This window comes from Pseudomonas sp. GL-R-26 (assembly GCF_019947365.1).
Taxonomy (GTDB): domain Bacteria; phylum Pseudomonadota; class Gammaproteobacteria; order Pseudomonadales; family Pseudomonadaceae; genus Aquipseudomonas.
The window spans coordinates 26,593-44,258 of sequence record NZ_JAGYGI010000002.1; the positions used below are offsets into that span (position 1 = coordinate 26,593).

General features: G+C 60.8%; 15 protein-coding genes. 6 read left to right on the plus strand and 9 right to left on the minus strand.

The features are described from left to right. Positions 1-36: 36 nt before the first annotated feature. Positions 37-1,314 (minus strand): lipid IV(A) 3-deoxy-D-manno-octulosonic acid transferase, encoded by a 1,278-nt coding sequence (gene waaA, locus KGA96_RS03385; RefSeq protein WP_046039772.1) that lies wholly within the window; start codon positions 1,312-1,314, stop codon positions 37-39. A gap of 11 nt (positions 1,315-1,325) precedes the next feature. Further along, a complete protein-coding gene (locus KGA96_RS03390; RefSeq protein ID WP_185754764.1) occupies positions 1,326-2,228 on the minus strand; it encodes a LysR family transcriptional regulator in 903 nt (300 codons plus the stop codon). Positions 2,229-2,331: 103 nt separating this feature from the next. Here KGA96_RS03390 and KGA96_RS03395 point away from each other — a divergent pair, with 103 nt between their 5' ends. From KGA96_RS03395 to KGA96_RS03410, 4 genes are all read left to right on the plus strand, one after another. Beyond that, positions 2,332-2,664 (plus strand): DMT family transporter, encoded by a 333-nt coding sequence (locus KGA96_RS03395; protein WP_046039768.1) that lies wholly within the window; start codon positions 2,332-2,334, stop codon positions 2,662-2,664. Between the two features lie 195 nt (positions 2,665-2,859). Next, the gene (locus KGA96_RS03400; RefSeq protein ID WP_046039767.1) at positions 2,860-4,035 is read left to right on the plus strand and encodes an NAD(P)/FAD-dependent oxidoreductase; all 1,176 of its coding nucleotides are present in this window, start codon (positions 2,860-2,862) and stop codon (positions 4,033-4,035) included. After that, entirely contained in the window at positions 4,032-4,844 is an 813-nt protein-coding gene (locus tag KGA96_RS03405; RefSeq protein ID WP_046039765.1) for an aldo/keto reductase, read from the plus strand. The genes KGA96_RS03400 and KGA96_RS03405 overlap by 4 nt, the downstream gene beginning before the upstream one ends. A gap of 32 nt (positions 4,845-4,876) precedes the next feature. Further along, positions 4,877-5,842: a hypothetical protein gene (locus KGA96_RS03410; RefSeq protein ID WP_046039764.1), complete on the plus strand. Its 966-nt coding sequence runs from the start codon at positions 4,877-4,879 to the stop codon at positions 5,840-5,842. A gap of 221 nt (positions 5,843-6,063) precedes the next feature. Here the strand turns inward: KGA96_RS03410 and hldE are convergent, their stop codons facing one another. The 4 genes from hldE to msbA all read right to left on the minus strand — a co-directional run bounded on the left by hldE (position 6,064) and on the right by msbA (position 10,877). Beyond that, a complete protein-coding gene (gene hldE / locus KGA96_RS03415; RefSeq protein ID WP_046039763.1) occupies positions 6,064-7,485 on the minus strand; it encodes a bifunctional D-glycero-beta-D-manno-heptose-7-phosphate kinase/D-glycero-beta-D-manno-heptose 1-phosphate adenylyltransferase HldE in 1,422 nt (473 codons plus the stop codon). Between the two features lie 102 nt (positions 7,486-7,587). Further along, on the minus strand, positions 7,588-8,193 hold the full coding sequence (cysC, locus tag KGA96_RS03420; protein ID WP_046039762.1) for an adenylyl-sulfate kinase: 606 nt from the start codon (positions 8,191-8,193) through the stop codon (positions 7,588-7,590). After that, positions 8,186-8,890: a sulfotransferase family 2 domain-containing protein gene (locus tag KGA96_RS03425; protein WP_046039761.1), complete on the minus strand. Its 705-nt coding sequence runs from the start codon at positions 8,888-8,890 to the stop codon at positions 8,186-8,188. Before KGA96_RS03425 ends, cysC begins: the two co-directional genes overlap by 8 nt. A 184-nt stretch (positions 8,891-9,074) precedes the next feature. Further along, the gene (msbA, locus tag KGA96_RS03430; RefSeq protein ID WP_046039760.1) at positions 9,075-10,877 is read right to left on the minus strand and encodes a lipid A export permease/ATP-binding protein MsbA; all 1,803 of its coding nucleotides are present in this window, start codon (positions 10,875-10,877) and stop codon (positions 9,075-9,077) included. Between the two features lie 154 nt (positions 10,878-11,031). Between msbA and KGA96_RS03435 the strand changes: the two genes are divergently transcribed. Next, positions 11,032-12,897: a bifunctional O-antigen ligase/aminoglycoside phosphotransferase family protein gene (locus KGA96_RS03435; protein ID WP_046039758.1), complete on the plus strand. Its 1,866-nt coding sequence runs from the start codon at positions 11,032-11,034 to the stop codon at positions 12,895-12,897. Continuing rightward, positions 12,894-14,111, plus strand: coding sequence for an acyltransferase family protein (locus tag KGA96_RS03440; protein ID WP_046039756.1), 1,218 nt, complete (start codon positions 12,894-12,896; stop codon positions 14,109-14,111). Before KGA96_RS03435 ends, KGA96_RS03440 begins: the two co-directional genes overlap by 4 nt. 72 nt (positions 14,112-14,183) lie before the next feature. Here the strand turns inward: KGA96_RS03440 and KGA96_RS03445 are convergent, their stop codons facing one another. The 3 genes from KGA96_RS03445 to KGA96_RS03455 are packed head-to-tail and all read right to left on the minus strand — an operon-like array spanning position 14,184 to position 17,658. Continuing rightward, positions 14,184-15,068 (minus strand): glycosyltransferase, encoded by an 885-nt coding sequence (locus KGA96_RS03445; protein WP_223511574.1) that lies wholly within the window; start codon positions 15,066-15,068, stop codon positions 14,184-14,186. Then, on the minus strand, positions 15,065-16,219 hold the full coding sequence (locus KGA96_RS03450; RefSeq protein ID WP_223511576.1) for a glycosyltransferase family 4 protein: 1,155 nt from the start codon (positions 16,217-16,219) through the stop codon (positions 15,065-15,067). The genes KGA96_RS03445 and KGA96_RS03450 overlap by 4 nt, the downstream gene beginning before the upstream one ends. Beyond that, on the minus strand, positions 16,216-17,658 hold the full coding sequence (locus tag KGA96_RS03455; RefSeq protein ID WP_046039988.1) for a PIG-L deacetylase family protein: 1,443 nt from the start codon (positions 17,656-17,658) through the stop codon (positions 16,216-16,218). Before KGA96_RS03455 ends, KGA96_RS03450 begins: the two co-directional genes overlap by 4 nt. Positions 17,659-17,666: the final 8 nt, after the last annotated feature.

The following is a 17,666-nucleotide window of genomic DNA, read 5'->3' on the forward strand; positions in this document are numbered from 1 at the left end:
GGGAGCGAGCCTGCTCGCGAATGAATACGACTCGGTCTACCGCTTGATCAACCGCCCCAACCCATCCAGCAACCGCTGCAATGCCCCCTGATTGGCGCGCATCACTTTCAACCCGGCCTCTGCCATGCGCTGCGCATCTCGCGGCAGTTCGAACAGCCGCTGCACCGCCACCGCCAGCCCTTCGGCATCCTCCACTTCCTGCAACGCCCCGGCACTGCGCAACTGCGCGGCGATTTCGAGGAAGTTGAAAAGATGCGGACCGCTCAACACAGGTTTAGCCAGGGCCGCCGGTTCCAGCAGGTTATGCCCGCCATTCGGCACCAGGCTGCCACCGACGAATGCGCTGTCAGCCAGGGCGTAGAGAAACAGCAACTCGCCCATGGTGTCGCCAAGCAGCACTGAAGTATTCGCGCTGACCGCATCGCCTCTGGAACGCCGGACCGTGGCAAACCCTTGTTGCTGGCACAACCCGAACACCGAATTGAAGCGTTCCGGATGACGCGGCACCAGAATCAGCAGGGCATCGGGGTGACTGGCCAACAACTGACGGTGGGCCGCCAGCACCACCTCGTCTTCGCCGTCATGGGTACTGGCCGCGATCCACACCGGTCGCTCCAGCGCCTGCCATTGCCCGCGCAATTCAACGGCGCGCTCCAGCAGTTGCGGGTCAATGGTCAGGTCGAACTTGATCGAACCGGTCACTTCGACGGTTTCGGTCCGCGCGCCCAGGTTGCGCAAGCGTTGCGCCTCGGCCTCGGTCTGCACCGCGAACAGACTCATCTCGGCCAGCATTGGCTGGGTCAGCTTGGGGAACCGACCGTAACCCTTGGCCGAACGCTCGGACAGCCGCGCATTGGCCAGCGCCACGGGGATCCCGCGTTTGGCACATTGATGGATATGGTTGGGCCACAATTCGGTTTCCATGATCACCGCCAGTTTCGGCTGGACCCGATCGAGGAAGCGCCGGGCAGCGCAAGGCAAGTCATAGGGCAGATAACAGTGCTGGATGCGCGGCTCATTGGCGAACAGTGCGTGGATGCGTTCCGAACCGGTCGGGGTCATGCAGGTCACGGTGATCGGCAGATCCGGATAACGCGCCAGCAAGGCGCGAATCATCGGTGCGGCCGCAATGCTTTCGCCCACCGACACGGCGTGCACCCAGATACCGCCCGGTTTCATCGCCGGCATCCCGCAGGAAAAGCGCTCGCCGATGCGCCTGGCGTACGCCGGCGCCTTGCGCGCGCGCAGCCAAAGCCGAATCGCTACCAATGGCAGCCCCAGATAAAACAGCGCGGTGTAGAGAGTTCTATTCATGGCGGCGGAGTTTATCGGCTTTTTTCGCCAATCGCCTGCAAGTGCACGGCAAAACGTTCGGCGAGCCAGCGCGCGGCCGGGCCGAGCGGTTCATCCCGGCGCCATACCAGCTCCACCACCAGGGCCGGCGGGGTCCACTCGCTGACCAGTTCGACCATCTGGTTCTGATAGGTCGGGTACTGCACCACGTGGCGTGGCAACCAGGCCCAGCCGAGGCCGCGCACCAGCCATTCGGCCATCACATAGAAACTGTCGGCGCGCCAGACTTGCGGGCTGGCAGGATCACTGCCGGGATAAATGCTCGACTCCGTGGACATCAGCAACTGCCGATGTTGCGCCAGTTGTTGGCCGTCCACTGCGCCTTTGAGCGCCAACGGATGATCCTTGCCGCACACCGTCACCATTTCCACACTGCCCAGCACCCGTCGCTCAAGTGCCTCGGGAATCTGATCGTGAAAGAACAGCAGCCCCAGATCGGCGCGCCGCTCCACCAGCTTGCGCGCAACATCGCCTTGGGCGGCGCTGGTCAGTTGCACTTCAAGGCTGGGGAATTTTTCCGCCAGGGCCTCGAAGCTCTCGATGATCGGCTGATAAGGCATCGCTTCATCCTGCGCCACACGCAGTCGCGCCTCCTGCCCGCGCATCATCGCCAGCGCCCGGCCGTTGAGTCGTTCGCACTGGCGCAACACCTCCCGTGCTTCGTCCAGCAAAGCCGTGCCGGCTTCAGTGAGTTTCGGCTGACGGCCACTGCTGCGGTCGAACAGGCTGACGCCCAGGTCTTCCTCCAGTAACGCTATCGAACTGCTGACCGCCGACTGCGCCTTGCGCTGATCCCGCGCCACGGCAGAAAACGACCGCTGCTCCGCTACGCTGACAAACAACCGTAGCTGCTCCAGATTCCATTGCATACTCATGGCTCAACCCATCTTCAAAACAGATAGGTAATGACTTTACCGCATCTGGCGAATCTCTAGAATGCCGACCTCAGAGAGCAACACTTCACACGAGGATTGACCCATGACCGCTTACTACTACCTGGCCATTGCCATCTGCGCCGAAGTGATTGCCACTGTTTCGATGAAAGCGGTCAAAGGCATCAGCACCCCGCTGCCACTGGTGTTGGTCATCGTCGGTTACGGCATCGCCTTCTGGATGCTGACCCTGGTGGTGCGCAGCGTTCCCGTGGGCGTAGCGTACGCCGTGTGGGCCGGTATGGGGATCGTGATGGTCAGCGTCGCGGCGCTGTTTATTTATGGGCAGAAGCTGGACGTGCCGGCGATGCTGGGGATGGCGTTGATTGTGCTGGGCGTCGTGGTCATCCAGCTCTTCTCCAAGACGGCCGGCCACTAAGGACGAAGCACATTTCACTGTAGGAGCGAGCCTGCTCGCGAAAGCGGTGTATCAGTCGACATTGATATCGACTGATACACCCTCATCGCGAGCAGGCTCGCTCCCACAGGTTTTGTGTTCACCTCTAGATCCAGTAAATCCCCTCCACTTTGAGTCTGTATACTGCGCCCTCGTCTTGAACACAGAGGTCGCTGCATGCCATCCGTTATTTCCACCGACGTGCTGATTGTCGGCGCTGGTGTCGCCGGCCTCTGGCTGAATGCGCGACTGCGTCGCCAGGGTTTTTCGACCGTGCTGGTGGAAAGCGCCAGCCTCGGCGGCGGGCAGAGTGTGAAGTCCCAGGGCATCATCCACGGCGGCGCCAAATACGCGCTGCACGGCGCCCTGACCGGCGCCTCGGAAGCCATCGCCGACATGCCGCGCCGCTGGCGTGAAGCCCTGGCCGGTGACGGCGAGTTGGACCTGTCCGGCGTACGCCTGCTGTCCGAAGCCCATTACCTTTGGTCCCCCGGCACCCTCGCCGGCAACCTCACCAGTTTCTTTGCCAGCAAAGCCGTGCGCGGTCGCGTCGATCAGGTCAAGGGCGAGCAATTGCCGCCGGCCCTGCAAGACAAGCGCTTCAAGGGCAAGGTCTATCGCTTGGCGGAACTGGTGGTCGACGTGCCGAGCCTGATCCAGCGCCTGGCCGACCTGGCCGGAGATGGCTTGCTCGCCGGGCAGAAGATCGAGCCGTTGCTGGAAGGCGGCGTGCTGGTCGGCCTGAAGGTGGACGGGCGCGAGATCCGTGCCCAGCGCATCGTCCTGAGCGCCGGTGCCGGAACCGCGGCATTGCTTGAAACGCTGGGCCTGAGCCAGCCCGCCATGCAGCGCCGCCCGTTGCACATGATCATCGCCAAGGGGCCAAGCCTCAAACCGCTGTACGCCCACTGCCTGGGCGGTGGCACCAAACCGCGCATCACTGTGACCACGCACCCGGCGGCGGATGGCCAATGGGTCTGGTACCTGGGCGGCGATATCGCAGAATCCGAAGGCGTGACCCGTGAGCCCGCCGAGCAGATCGCCACCGCACAGAAAGAACTCGGCCAATTGCTGCCATGGATCGACCTGAGCACGGTGCAATGGGCCACCTTGCGCGTGGATCGCGCCGAACCGCTGCAATCAGGTTTGACCCGTCCCGACAACGCCTTTGTGGCCGAGGAAGGCCGACTGCTGGTGGGCTGGCCGACCAAACTCGCCCTGGCTCCGGACTTCGCCGACCGCGTGATCGCCAGCCTGACCCGCGACGGTATCCAGCCAAGCCACCCGGCAGCACTGCCTGAACTGCCGAAGCCGCCGATGGGCGTACCGGCCTGGGAGCAACTGCTGCCATGAGCCAACCGACCCTGCACGACTTGCATCGCCCGCTGGGCAGCACCGGCCTGCTGGTTTCCCCCCTGGGCCTGGGCACGGTGAAACTGGGCCGCGACCAAGGGGTGAAGTACCCCAACGGCTTCCAGATTCCCGATGACGATGAAGCACGCATGCTGCTCAAACTCGCCCGCGACCTGGGCATCAACCTGATCGACACCGCCCCGGCCTATGGTCGCAGCGAAGAACGCCTGGGCCCGTTGCTGCGCGGTCAACGTCAGGATTGGGTGATTGTCAGCAAGGTCGGCGAAGAGTTTGCCGACGGTCAGTCCCGTCACGATTTCAGCGCCGCACACACACGTATGTCGGTGGAACGCAGCCTGCAACGCCTGGAAACAGACTTCATCGACCTGGTGCTGGTGCACTCCGATGGTAACGACCTGGCGATCCTCAATGACTGCGAAGTCTACGAGACCCTCGCCACGCTCAAGGCCGAAGGCAAGATTCGCGGTTTCGGCTTTTCCGGCAAAACCGTCGACGGTGGCCTGAAGGCACTGGAGCAAGGCGACTGCGCGATGGTCACCTACAATCTGAACGAACAAAACGAAAAGGCCGTCATTGACTATGCTGCTGCACACGGCAAAGCCATTCTGGTCAAGAAAGCCCTCGCCAGCGGTCATGTCTGCCTGAGTCCGGGAGTGGATCCGGTGCGCGCCAGTTTCGAGTTGTTGTTTGAACATCCGGGTGTTGCCAGTGCTATTGTCGGGACCATCAATCCGCTGCACCTCGCCCACAATGTCGCGACCGTTGCCCAGGTCCTACGTAGCCACTGACGCCGCCCACGCGGCCTTAAGCAGGAGCCGACATGTCGCGTACGCTCATCAGAAAGAACCCGAGCAACTTCAAGACCCTACCGTTATTTGTCGAAGCGACCCCCGAAGGCCTGGCTTACCAGAGCGTCGGCAGGCCGCTGAATTTCTCCCAGACCCTGCAACGTCGTCGCCCGGTGACGGTCGGCGACAGCGAACGGTTTGCCCTGGAACTGGCCAACCTTGGGGTTTCGGTGCGCCTGACCCTGCATTGGCAGAATCGCGACTATTGGGTGCTGGTGCGCCAACGCCGGCAGGACCGTGGCGATGTGGTGCTCAAGCTGATCTCCGGGTACGTGCCCGCCCATGAACTGAACCTGCCCTTGCACACGGCGATCCAGGAGATAGCCGAAGAATGCCTGCTGGAAACCCCGGAAGGTTGGCTCGGCGGGCGGTTCAACGACACCTGGTTGCCGGCGCCCTACTCGGCCGCCCTGCATTACCGTGAAGCCCTGCCGTTTCGCTTGTCACCACTGTCCGGCTCGGCGCGGCCGGTACGTTGCGCCAACCTGATGCTGATGGAGCGCCCGCGGGCTTACGTGCATTTGCCAACGGCCTCGCTGCAACTGATCTACGACTTGCGCCTGGACGTACCCAAGGAAGCCAAATCCCTGAGCCTGTTCCATGTCGATGAACGACTGGAAGGCGATCAACTCGTCGCCCGTCTCGACCGCAAGCGCCCCGATCTGTACTTGATGCCCTTGCAGGACGGCCACCCCATGGCCGAGCTGTACACCTTGAAAAAGGATCAGCTGTACCCGGCCAGCACGCGCGGACTGTACCTGGCCGAGAGTTTTGCCCGACAGGAAGGCTGGCTGGTTCGCGATGAACGAATTCGCTGGAAGGACTGGGTGAGGCAGCAGGGTCTGACCCCGCCGGGGAAGGATTCGGGTCTGGCGCGGTTGCGCGGCAAGGCAAAATTGCTGCTGAAGAAAATCGTGCCGCGCAAGGCGGCACGATAAGAGGGACAAAGAGGCTTTTGTGGCGAGGGGGCTTGCCCCCGTTGGGTCGCGAAGCGGCCCTAAAACCTGCAACCGTGTTCTACCTGATACACCACAGAGCATGGTTCTACGACTGCTTCGCAGCCGAACGGGGGCAAGCCCCCTCGCCACAAAGCCCCCCTCGCCACAGCAAGCCCTCTCACCACAACAAACCCTCTCACCACAACAAACCCGCGTCACAATCAGGACTTGCGGATCTTCTCGACAATCGCAGTAGTGGAGCTGTTTTCCACCAGCCCCAGCACTTTCACGGTACCGCCGTAGGCCGTCACGATGTCCGCGCCGACCACCTGATCGATCCCGTAGTCACCACCCTTGACCAGCACGTCCGGCTTGACCGCGCTCAGCAGGTTTTCCGGAGTGCCTTCCGAGAAGCTGATGACCCAGTCCACCGCACCCAGACCGGCCAGTACGGCCATGCGTCGGTCGACACTGTTGATCGGACGACCCGGCCCTTTCAGGCGGCTGACCGATGCATCGTCGTTGATCGCCACGATCAGGCGATCGCCTTGAGCTCGCGCCTGTTCCAGATAGGTCACGTGACCGGCGTGCAGGATGTCGAAGCACCCGTTGGTGAACACGATCCGTTCGTTGTGCGCGCGGGCATCATCGACCGCCAGCAACAGCTGCTCAAGGCCCAGCACTCCACGCTCGGAACCTTCCTCACGCTGAATCGCACGGCGCAATTCCGGCGCACTGATGGCCGCCGTACCGAGCTTGCCAACCACGATACCCGCCGCCAGGTTGGCCAGGGCCACCGCGTGTGGCAGTTCTTCGCCAGCGGCAATCGCGGCCGCCAGGGTGGAAATTACTGTGTCGCCGGCACCGGTCACGTCGAACACTTCACGGGCACGGGCCGGCAAGTGCAGCGCCGGATGATCCGGACGCAGCAAGGTCATGCCGTGCTCGCCACGGGTCACCAGCAAGGCACCGAGGTCCAGGTCGTGCATCAGCTGCGCGCCCTTGCTCACCAATTCGTGCTCATCGGCGCAACCACCGACGATGGTTTCGAATTCGTTGAGGTTTGGCGTGATCAGGCTCGCACCGCGGTAGATCGAGAAGTCCTTGCCCTTGGGATCGGCCAGCACCGGAATGCCACGGGCACGGGCGGCCTGGATCAGTGCCTGATGGTTTTTCAGCGCGCCTTTGCCGTAGTCGGACAGCACCAGCACCTTGATGCCTTCGAGCAACTCATCGACCTGCGCGGCCAGCGCCAGCGCGTCGGTGGCGAAGGGTTCTTCGAAGTCGATGCGCAGCAATTGCTGGTGACGGCTCATGACCCGCAGCTTGACGATGGTCGGCTGGTGCGCAATGCGCTGGAAGATGGCCCGCACGCCTGCGCCCTTGAGGCTGTTGACCAGGCTGTTGGCGGCTTCATCGTCGCCGGTGACACCGACCAGCGAGGCCGGAGCCCCCAGGGCGGCAATGTTCAAGGCAACGTTGGCAGCACCGCCCGGGCGGTCTTCGATGTGATCGACCTTGACCACCGGCACCGGTGCCTCAGGAGAAATCCGTGAGGTACCACCATGCCAGTAACGGTCGAGCATGACATCGCCGACTACCAAGACAGGGGCTTGATCGAATCGCGGCATGGACAACTTCATGGTGCAACCCACATACAGAATGAACAGGGGCGCGATATTAACACAGGGTTGGTGTCGGCTTGTGCGGTGGCTGCAACCGGATGATTCGCCGGGTTTTATTGCTCATTTTTTGAGCAGAAAACCCGCGAGACGACAGCACGCCTCGCTCATATCCATCGCCTGTGTATCGATTTCGCACTCCGCGTGTAGCGGCGCCTCATAGGGACTGTCGATGCCGGTGAAATCCTTGATCCGGCCTTCCCGGGCAGCCCGGTACAATCCCTTGGGATCTCGTTGCGCACAAACCGCAAACGGCGTGCTCACAAACACCTCGATGAAGTCTCCGTCGGCAAACAATCGACGCGCCGCCTCGCGTTCGGCCCGGAACGGCGAGATCGCCGCGACGATCACAATCAGCCCCGCGTCGACCATCAGGCGTGCCACCTCGGCGGTGCGCCGGATATTTTCCCGACGGCATTCAACCCCCATCCCCAAGTCACGGCACAGACCGGCGCGCAGGTTGTCGCCATCGAGCACGAACGTGTGCAGCCCTTGTAGATTGAGTTGCAACTCCAGGGCATTGGCCAGGGTCGACTTGCCGGCCCCTGACAACCCCGTCAGCCAGAGACAGCGTGGTGCCTGCGACTTGAGGGCCGCACGGTCCTCGCTCGACAGCAATAACGGGTAGGGCATGATCGAGTGGCGGGACAACGAAACGGCTTCATTCATATCCAAGCACCTCGTAATCACGCTGATAGACCCGCCGAACCAGCCTGCGGGTGCGTACCGTGCAGAACTCGCGCGCCAGCATCGGGCGCCGCTGCTGCGACCTGTTCACGTGGGGCAGCTCCACCGGATAGCCCAATTGCTCGCAAACCAGCCTGAAATCCCGCTCCAGGTGCTCCTGGTAGCCGACGAAGTCCAGCGCCAGATGCCCCATGGAATCCGTCAGGAAATCCGTTTGCGCGGCGAAGTGCAACTGTCGCTGGATCGTTTCGGAGTGCAGCCAGCGGCCGACGAAGTCATCAAAGTCACGGTAGTGGCTGACCAGTTTCTGCGCCGCGTGATCCCGCTTCCCCAAGGCGTTGCCCCGCAGGAATGCGTAGGCCGAGTAGGCCCTTTCCAGGGGATCGCGAACGAACGCGAACTTGAAGCTGGCGGCAAACTGCTCGGGAAATTGCTGCTCGTACCAGTACAACGGCAAGTGGCCCGGGCTCCAGTCGTCAAAAATGGCCGCACAGATGCTGCTGCCGGCACATTTGGGGACGTGGATGAACAGGCAGGAACGCTGCTCGAAGGGCTCAGGGAAACTGACGTTGGCCGACATCGACTTGTTCACCACTTGACGGTCCACGACCGACAGGCGCCCCAGCAAAAAAGCCCGTTGCGATTTTGGCAACAGCTTCCAGAGATAACGTTGCAACATGCAGATACCCGCACGAAAGGGAGGGCCCTCTCGATTCAAGTCAAAGTTCGTTCAGGAACCTTAACAAGCACGTTGCCGAGATTTATTCCGGTTTGGTCAAGAAGCGTAAAGGTCTGGATACAAATCACCTGACGCGTTGCACGCCAGGTGTGCGAAAGGGCGAGCCTGGCTCGCCCTTTCGGGGTCAGGCGATGTCTTCGGCCGGGGCGTCGAGGCCCATCGCATTGAGGCGCGAGTAGTAGCCGTTTTGCGCCAGCAGTTGTTCATGGGTGCCGCGCTCGACGATTTTCCCTTGATCCATGACCAGGATCAGGTCGGCCTTCTCGATGGTCGACAGACGGTGAGCGATCACCAGCGTAGTGCGACCTTTCATGACTTGATCCAGGGCTGCCTGAATATGCCGCTCGGACTCGGTATCGAGTGCCGAAGTCGCCTCATCGAGAATCAGCAGCGGAGCATTCTTCAACAGTGCCCGGGCAATCGCCAGGCGCTGACGCTGGCCACCGGACAGCAGCACGCCGTTTTCCCCGACCTGGGTGTCCAGGCCTTCAGGCAATTGAGCAATAAAGTCCATCGCGTAGGCATCCTTGGCCGCCTTTTCAATGTCTTCACGGGGTGCGCCAGCCAGGTCGCCATAGGCGATGTTGTTGGCCACGGTATCGCTGAACAGGGTCACGTGCTGAGTCACCTGGGCGATATGCCGACGCAGGTTCAACAACTTGTACTGCTCCACTTCGACGCCATCGATGAGGATTTCGCCCTTGTCGTGGTGATAGAAACGCGGAATCAGGTTGGCCAGGGTCGACTTGCCGCTGCCCGAACGTCCCACCAGTGCCACCATTTGCCCGGGCTCGACCGAGAAACTGATGTCATTGAGTACCTGACGCTCGGTGTCCGGGTAGGTGAAGCTGAGGTTGCGCACATCCAGGCGACCGCTGACGACATCGCGCTCGATGGTGCCGGTATCGATTTCGGGCTCGACATCCAGTTGCTCGAAGATACTTTCAGCACCGGCCACACCCTTCTGGATGGTCGAGCTGACTTCGGACAGTTGGCGAATCGGCTTGGGCAGCAGGCCGGCCAGAGTGATGTAGGCCACCATGTCGCCGGCAGACGCATCGCCACGCAGGAACAACACCAGGAACATCAGCACAGCCATGGCGGTGTAGATCACCAATTGCAGCAGCGGCGTGTAGATGGCGCCGGTGCGAGTCATGCGCAACTGCTTGTCGGTGTTGCCCTGGCTGGCGTCGAAGAAGCGTTTCTCTTCGTACTTTTCACCGCCGAAGCTGCGCACCACGCGATAGCCCTGGATCGTTTCGGACGCCACATGCGTCACGTCCCCCATGGCCAGCTGGATTTTCTTGCTCTGCTTGCGGAATTTCTTGCTGGCCGTGCGCACCATGAGGGCGATCAGCGGCAGGATGGCGACCATGACCAGCGTCAGGCGCCAGTTCATGAACAACAGCGAGGCAAACAGGAAGATCACCGTCATGCCTTCACGGATTACGACCTTGATCGCATCTGTTGCCGCCCCCGTGACCATGGTCACGTTGAAGGTGATACGTGAAATCAGGTGCCCCGAGTTATGCTTGTCGAAATACCGGTTTGGCAACACCAGCAGGTTGTTGAACAACTGGACCCGCAAGTCATGGACCAGGCCGAGGGAAACCTTGGCCAGGAAGTAGTTGCCCAGGTACGACCCCAACCCCTGCCACGCGGCGATCAGGATAATCAACAATGGCACCGCCTGCAGCAGTTGCAGATCCCGCAGGTAGGGCACACTTGGAAACAGCACCGCTTCAGGGTTGGATAGACCGTCGACGAAGTACTTGAGGATGTAGCCCAGCATTGGCTGCGTCGAAGCGAAAATCAGAAAACCGACGATGCTGATCAGAAACAGGCTGATATACGGCCGGACATAGCCGAGCAGGCGGAAGTAGATTTTCAAGCTCGATGGGCTTGCGGAGAGACTGGAGTCGGCCATATCACGCGAATGTCGATGAAAAGGACGCTGACTTTACCACAGCTTCCCCTGGGTTCTGGCAATCGCATACAGTCTGTGTATTGTGACGCGTCAAATAGCCACCAGATGTCCCTGCCTTGGTATGATCGCTCAATTCAGGAATAAGTTACCCAGCATGCAATTAAACGCTTTGAACAGCACGTCCAACAGAATCTTCGATTTCATTTGTTTGTGGATCCTTCCGCTCGGTTATTTATTACTGCTTTGTGCGCTGTTTTTCCTGCCGGGGCGCAGTGTGCATCACAAGCTTTACTATGGCCTGTTCAGCATTCCCGCACTGATTGCACTGTGCTTGCGTCCGCGGATCGGCAAAGAGCTGCTGCACGAACCGATCGTCATTGCAGCCCTGCTGTTTGTGGCGTGGGCATTGCTCAGCCTGTCCTGGGGGCCAGGCGATGAAATCGACTTTGGTCAGTTCAAACCGCCACTGCATACCCTGTTGCTGTTCGTTGGCTGCTACCTGCTGGTGCGCTATCGCAGCGAAATCATCCAGCCCCTGCTGTTCTGCGCCGCGACTGTGGCGCTGGTCATGTCTGTCTACAACCTGTACTGGTTCGACCAGATCTATCAACCGGAAATGCGCCTGATCGGTCTAGGCGCTTTCGACAACCCACTGCTCAGCTCCCACGTTTTCGGCTTTTTTTGTACCTACTGGCTGAGCCTGAGCATGACCTGCAGGCGACGCCAGGTACTTTGGCTGAGCGTACCGGCGATGGCGATCATGTTCGCCACAGTAGTGGCCACCGGCTCCAGGACGCCACTGGTTGCACTGACGCTGGCTACGCTGTGGCTGTGCTTCATCTGTTGGAGCCGACGCTCGGCCTTCATGCTTGGCGCCATGTTCTTCGCCGGTACGGCGACGTTCGCGTTGTTTTCGAACAAGATCATCGAAAGAGGCAGTTCCTTCCGCATCGAGCTCTGGCAATTGACCCTGGGCAGGATCGCTGAACACCCATGGATCGGGCACGGCTACAACGCCAAACTGACCCTGGACCCCGGCGTCGGCTACAGCCTTCAGGAACCCCATAGCTTTGCCCTGGGCGTGCTCTACTACGTCGGTTTTATCGGCCTGCTGCCATGGCTGTTCTTTCTCGCATGGGGCTTCATCAGCAGCCGGCGCCATCGCGTGCAACCGCTGTTTATCATTGCCTCAGCCTGGCTGGCCTTCGGTATCGGTGCAGGCCTGACTGAAGGTGGCGGGATCATCTCTCGCCCCAAGGAGCACTGGTTCCTGCTGTGGATCCCCTTGGCGCTGATTGCCGCATTGAGCATCAATCAACGGGCCCGGCGCCTGCTGGACATGCCGATCAAAACCGCGACACCAAGCGCCCTGCAACAGCTGACTGCCGATGCCCGGATCATCGAAGAGGATGGTCTGGGCCCCAAGGTCCTGCGCCTGACAGATGGCAGTTTTCTCAAGCTGTTCCGCCGCCGCCGCTGGTATACCTCGGGCAGTTTCACGCCCTACTCCGATCGCTTTGCCGTCAATAGCATGCAACTGCGCAGCATGGGCATCCCGACACCGCACATCCTCGACCTTTACCGGTTCGAAGACGGCAGCAGCGCTGTGCATTACTCCCCGTTGCCGGGCAACACGCTGCGCCAGATCCTGCAAGGTATCACCGCGCCAGCGGTACGCCAGGCACTGGTGGAGCGTTTCGGCAAATTCATGGCTCAACTGCACCAGCAAGGGGTCTACTTCCGTTCCCTGCACCTGGGCAATGTACTGGTGCTGGAGGACGGCGAGTTCGGCCTGATCGACCTGGCCGACCTGCGAATTTACCCATCATCATTGAGCCCTTCCCTGCGTCGGCGTAATCTGCGCCACATGCAGCGCTATGCGTCAGATCGGCACTGGCTGTTCGAGGATCACTTCGAAGCGCTGCTGCAGGGATACGCCGCGACGGCTTCGAAAGCCGACGTGGATAATTTGAACAGGCACGTGCTGGCCGGGATTCCTCCGGCCCGGGCTCACGGATGATAGAAACCAACCCGCTTATCGCGATGACGGCCTACCTGCTCGCCATCGCGACTGCTGCGCTACTGTTGCGCAACGTGCCGAGAATCACCCGACAGCTGGAACATTCCGGCGAAAGCCGCTTTGCCGGCATCGACGGCTTACGCGGGTATCTGGCCTTCGGCGTGTTCGTTCACCACTCGATCATTACGTGGATCTTTCTGCAAACCGGCGTGATCGATTTTCCGCCGAGCAACTTCTACTCGCAGCTCGGCCAGGGCAGCGTCGCCCTCTTTTTCATGATCACCGGCTTTCTGTTCTGGGACCGCTTGCTCACCCACGGGCGGCAACACGACTGGCTGGCATTTGCGGTATCGCGGGTGTTTCGCCTCTATCCGCTCTACCTGCCGCTGATGTTGACCGTATTTGTCTGTGTGTTCTATTTGCAGGACTGGGAACTCAAGGACTCCGGCGCCCAGGTCATCGGCCAAGCCCTGGCCTGGCTGACCTTCGACCGGCCAGACGTCAACCAATACCACCAGACCGGCATGATGATCTCCAACGTCACCTGGACGCTGGGGTACGAGGTGTTTTTCTACCTGGCCCTGCCACTGGCCGCCTTGGTGTTCATATACCGCGGCGGCTGGATGCAGACGGTGCTGTGCCTGATCGGCATCTACACCCTGTACCAGGTGGTCGGCTGGGAACACTCGCTGAAGAAGCACTACCTGGCCAGCTTCCTCGGCGGCATCGCTGCGGCGTACTGGATTCGCCGTCCACAATGGGTCGCCTGGAGCCTGTCTCCGCTGGCGGGCATCATCGCCCTGCTCGCATTGACGATCGCCTTTACGGCGTTCAACCGGGCATTCAACCTGGTAGCGCTGCTGCTGCTTTCACTGTTCTTTGTGATCGTGGCGTCCGGCAATACCTTGTTCGGCGCCCTGAGACCACGCAGCATTCGCTGGCTGGGGGAAATCAGCTACAGCACGTATTTGCTGCACGGATTCGTGCTCTGGGTACTGGTGCAGCGACTGCCGCCGATATTGCACCTGGACGCCCGGCAAGCCTGGGTCTTCCTGCCGTTGCTGGCCGTGTGCAGTTGCCTGCTGATCATCATCAGCAGCCTGACTTACCTGTACATTGAAAAGCCCGGTATCAATGCAGGCAAGAAAACCCTGCACTGGTTGCGCCAGACCAGGAAGCCGAGGAAAGAACTTCCAGAGGAGACGGCTCAATAACGGTGAGCCATTGCCGGGGCATGTCACCAAGGACAATGCCCCGCCTTCCCCCCCTTGAATCCAGTCTTTGGCTCAGTCTTTCTCCAGCCGTGAGAAATACATCCGGCCCAGCCCACGCCAGGTTTTCTTGTTCCAGGCCTTGAACGGAATCTGCGCCAGCAACTCGCGCGCCAGCTTGCGATCACGGTTGGCGGTCTTGAGGAACATGGAATTGAGAAACTTGTAGCGCACCTCGTCATACAGCGGGTGATCGCTGAAGAGCGCGTAGGTGCGCAGGATGCTGTCGATCATGAAGCGGTGGTTCTTGTAGGAGTTGGTGGCATGCTTGCGATAGCGTGCCATCAATACATTCAGACCATCGATGAAGTAACCGGCATGGGTCACCTTCAACTCGATCAGCAAGTCTTCCAGGCGAATGGTCGGGTCGAACCCGCCCACCTTGTCCAGCGCTTCGCGGCGGATCATCAGGGTGGGTGCCGGAGGATAGGGCTTGCGCTCCAGAAACATGTCATCGAAGTCCAGGCGACGGAACGGCACATCCCGGCGCTGGCGCTTCTCGGGATAGAGATTGCCGTCGGCATCGATCAATTCGATGTTACCGGCGCAAATGCCGACCTCGGGCTTGCCGTCCATATGCGCGACCTGGGTGGCGATTCGCTCCGGCAACATGATGTCATCCGAACCGAACGGCACGATCAGGCTGCCCTTGGCCCGGGCAATCGCACCATTGAGGGTATTGGTCAGCCCCTGGTTTTCCTGAACCCGAAAGTCGAAACCATGGATGGCCTGCAACGCCTTGATCCGCTCGACGCTGTCATCTTTCGAGCCATCGTCGACCACCAGCAACTCGATGTTCCGATAGGTCTGGTTGAGGACGCTGAGAATGCTTTCCTCGATGTAAGGGGCGTGGTTGTACGACGCGATAATGACAGTGACGATGGGTTGCGCGTCGCTCATGGCTGTTCCTTGCGGGCCTGTTCCAGGCCGGATTCGATCAGATTGAGGTATTCGCGACGGAACTCCTCGATGTCATGGTGTTGCTGCAGATAACGGAAAGCTTGCTCGCCCTTGGCCTTGAGTTCGTCATCCGAAAGGCCAAGGTAAGTGTCCAGCGCCGCCTGCAACGTCGGCACATCCTTCGGCGTAATCGCCAGGCCACCGGCGCCCTCGATGAGCGGCAACATGGCCGGCACGTTCGAGGCAATCACCGGCAAATGCCCGCTCATGCCTTCAAGCAGCGCCAGCCCGAGGCCTTCGGCCAGGGAGGGCATGGTCCAGATATCGAAAGCGCGAATGTACTGCAGGGCAATTTCCTTGAACCCCAGCAAATGGGCGCGACCACTGAGGCCGAGGCGGTCGATTTCCGCCGCCAGGCGCGACTCTTCACGGCCGGCACCAATGATCGCCAGCTGGGTATTGGGGTATTTGTCCTTGAGTGCGGCAAAGGCCTGCAGCAAATAGATATGGCCCTTGACCGGCACCAGTCGCCCCAACGCACCGATCAGCCGCACTGACGGATCGATGCCCAACAGTTCACGGGCCTTTTCACGACTGTGTTGCAGACCTTCGGCCTGCTCGATGTCGATGGCATTGGTGATGGCGTAGGTATTCTGGTCGGTGAAGCCACAGTCACAGTCCAGCAGATAATGTTTCACCGCAGGCGACACACCGACGAAGCGCCAGTGACGATCGATCAGGCGCTGGGTCTGGCGGCGCCGGTAAAAACGGTCGTACTCGCCAAAGCCGTGGGAAATGCCGATGCATAACGGCACTTTCAACCAGCGGTTGAGCGCCAGCATCATGTTCACCGGCTTGAAGCGGTTGCAGATCACCACATCGAATTTTTCCCGACGGCAGAACTTGTACAGCTGCCACATGGCCCGCAGGCGCATGCCCTTGAGGGATTTGTCTGAAAATTCGAAGTACACCGAACGGTCGGCTCGGCTCACCGCTTCGCCCGACCCGGGCTTACCGCGCAGAAACGCAGCGGTCACTTCATAGCGATCACTGGGCAGGGCCTTGACGATTTGCTCCGCGAGGTCGGCGAAATCATGGGCTTTGACGTTGTAGTCAGGCTGCAGTTGCAGGACCTTTGACCGCTGACTCATAACTCTCCCCGCTGAGAAACATTGCCTGGTGTGTGCTTGATGGACCACAAAAGCTCGTGGCGCCGGACTGCCTTGCGAAAGAATTCGTTCTGGCCATAGGTGGGCGGCAACCGGCCGGCCAACAAGCGCTGTATCAACCGACGCAAGCGACGCTTGAACGGCATCGCCGGCTGCAGGTCGTGCATCATTCCCATCGCCATGGCCTTGTCTCGCTGCTGCTCCAGCGGCAAGGGCAGGCAATAAGGCTGCATCGCCTGGGCCGGATCGAAGGCAGGTGGTAAGGCGATGCCATCACCGGTATCGCCCATCGGCCAGCGGTCGTTGTCGTGCAGATGGTTGGCATAGCCCAATAGCGTGGTCGGTTGCCAGTCCAGGCCTTGCAAGGCTTCGAGGACTGCCGCCTGGGCGCAGATATGATCGGGATGCGGATCCAGGGTCGGATGCGGCAGGACGATGACCTCGGGCCGGGCCCGCAGCAGCAACTCTCGCAGATCCGCCAGCAGATTGTTCCAGGTCGGCGCACCATCGGCATCGCCGGGCAGCGCGAAAGGATTCAACTGACGGAACAGCCGGGTGTCGCTCAGGTCTGCTTCCCGCGATCCCGCCGCCACCGCAGGCGCAGCCTGCATGCTCGCCAGCTGCAGACAGAAGTAACCCAGTTGTACGCAGCGGGCCTCGGCTACACCGGCCCAACGTGGCACGGCGATGCTGTCCCAGGCACGCAGGCGGCCTTTCAAACGGGCCGCATCGACCTTGCTCAGGCCCATCTGCTGGTAGTGTTCGGCTTCGATTTCGCCCGCTGTCAGCGTGACGATCCAGGTTTCGTCGGCCTGACTGTACAAACCGTAGGCCGCCAGCTCGGCGTCATCGGCGTGGGGCGCGATGACCATTACCCGCTGACGCCGGTAATCCGGATGTTCCAGTGCCCACAGCACAGGCTCACCGAACACGCGACAGAAACGCCCGCGCAAGCGCAGGTCACCACGGGACAGCGCCTGAGCCTGACCACTGAGATTGAGATAACGCAGGCCGTTCACGCCCCGTTCGAAGGTTTGTCGGTCAGGGTTTTCGCCCCCCGCCAACTCGACCACCGGATCGAAAAAACGACCCAGCCAGGTGCTTTTCACCCGCAGAGCCAGCACCAGCGTCGCGTCGTCGACCAGCATCACGCCCTCGTCCAGCCGCAAATGTTCACCGTTCAGGTGCACCTTGGGCTGGGGCGTGTAGGGGGGAAAGCTGTACTGGTAATCGTCTTTCGGTGAGTAGAACAGATGGTCGGCAAACCAGGCTTCGTGGGCAATCCAGCCCAGTACCGCCAGCACCAGCGGCAACCACCAAGCCACCAGCACACCCATGACAATCAACAGCACCAGCGCAATCAGCAGGCCGATACGTTTATTGCGCCGATGGCGCTTGAGCAGTTGCTGTTTGCGGCTCATGGCTTGGC

Bases quoted from the DNA above. Each gene is read 5' to 3' on its own strand.
- waaA (WP_046039772.1), bottom strand. From the start codon at position 1,314: ATGAATAGAACTCTCTACACCGCGCTGTTTTATCTGGGGCTGCCATTG.
- KGA96_RS03390 (WP_185754764.1), bottom strand. From the start codon at position 2,228: ATGAGTATGCAATGGAATCTGGAGCAGCTACGGTTGTTTGTCAGCGTA.
- KGA96_RS03395 (WP_046039768.1), top strand. From the start codon at position 2,332: ATGACCGCTTACTACTACCTGGCCATTGCCATCTGCGCCGAAGTGATT.
- KGA96_RS03400 (WP_046039767.1), top strand. From the start codon at position 2,860: ATGCCATCCGTTATTTCCACCGACGTGCTGATTGTCGGCGCTGGTGTC.
- KGA96_RS03405 (WP_046039765.1), top strand. From the start codon at position 4,032: ATGAGCCAACCGACCCTGCACGACTTGCATCGCCCGCTGGGCAGCACC.
- KGA96_RS03410 (WP_046039764.1), top strand. From the start codon at position 4,877: ATGTCGCGTACGCTCATCAGAAAGAACCCGAGCAACTTCAAGACCCTA.
- hldE (WP_046039763.1), bottom strand. From the start codon at position 7,485: ATGAAGTTGTCCATGCCGCGATTCGATCAAGCCCCTGTCTTGGTAGTC.
- cysC (WP_046039762.1), bottom strand. From the start codon at position 8,193: ATGAATGAAGCCGTTTCGTTGTCCCGCCACTCGATCATGCCCTACCCG.
- KGA96_RS03425 (WP_046039761.1), bottom strand. From the start codon at position 8,890: ATGTTGCAACGTTATCTCTGGAAGCTGTTGCCAAAATCGCAACGGGCT.
- msbA (WP_046039760.1), bottom strand. From the start codon at position 10,877: ATGGCCGACTCCAGTCTCTCCGCAAGCCCATCGAGCTTGAAAATCTAC.
- KGA96_RS03435 (WP_046039758.1), top strand. From the start codon at position 11,032: ATGCAATTAAACGCTTTGAACAGCACGTCCAACAGAATCTTCGATTTC.
- KGA96_RS03440 (WP_046039756.1), top strand. From the start codon at position 12,894: ATGATAGAAACCAACCCGCTTATCGCGATGACGGCCTACCTGCTCGCC.
- KGA96_RS03445 (WP_223511574.1), bottom strand. From the start codon at position 15,068: ATGAGCGACGCGCAACCCATCGTCACTGTCATTATCGCGTCGTACAAC.
- KGA96_RS03450 (WP_223511576.1), bottom strand. From the start codon at position 16,219: ATGAGTCAGCGGTCAAAGGTCCTGCAACTGCAGCCTGACTACAACGTC.
- KGA96_RS03455 (WP_046039988.1), bottom strand. From the start codon at position 17,658: ATGAGCCGCAAACAGCAACTGCTCAAGCGCCATCGGCGCAATAAACGT.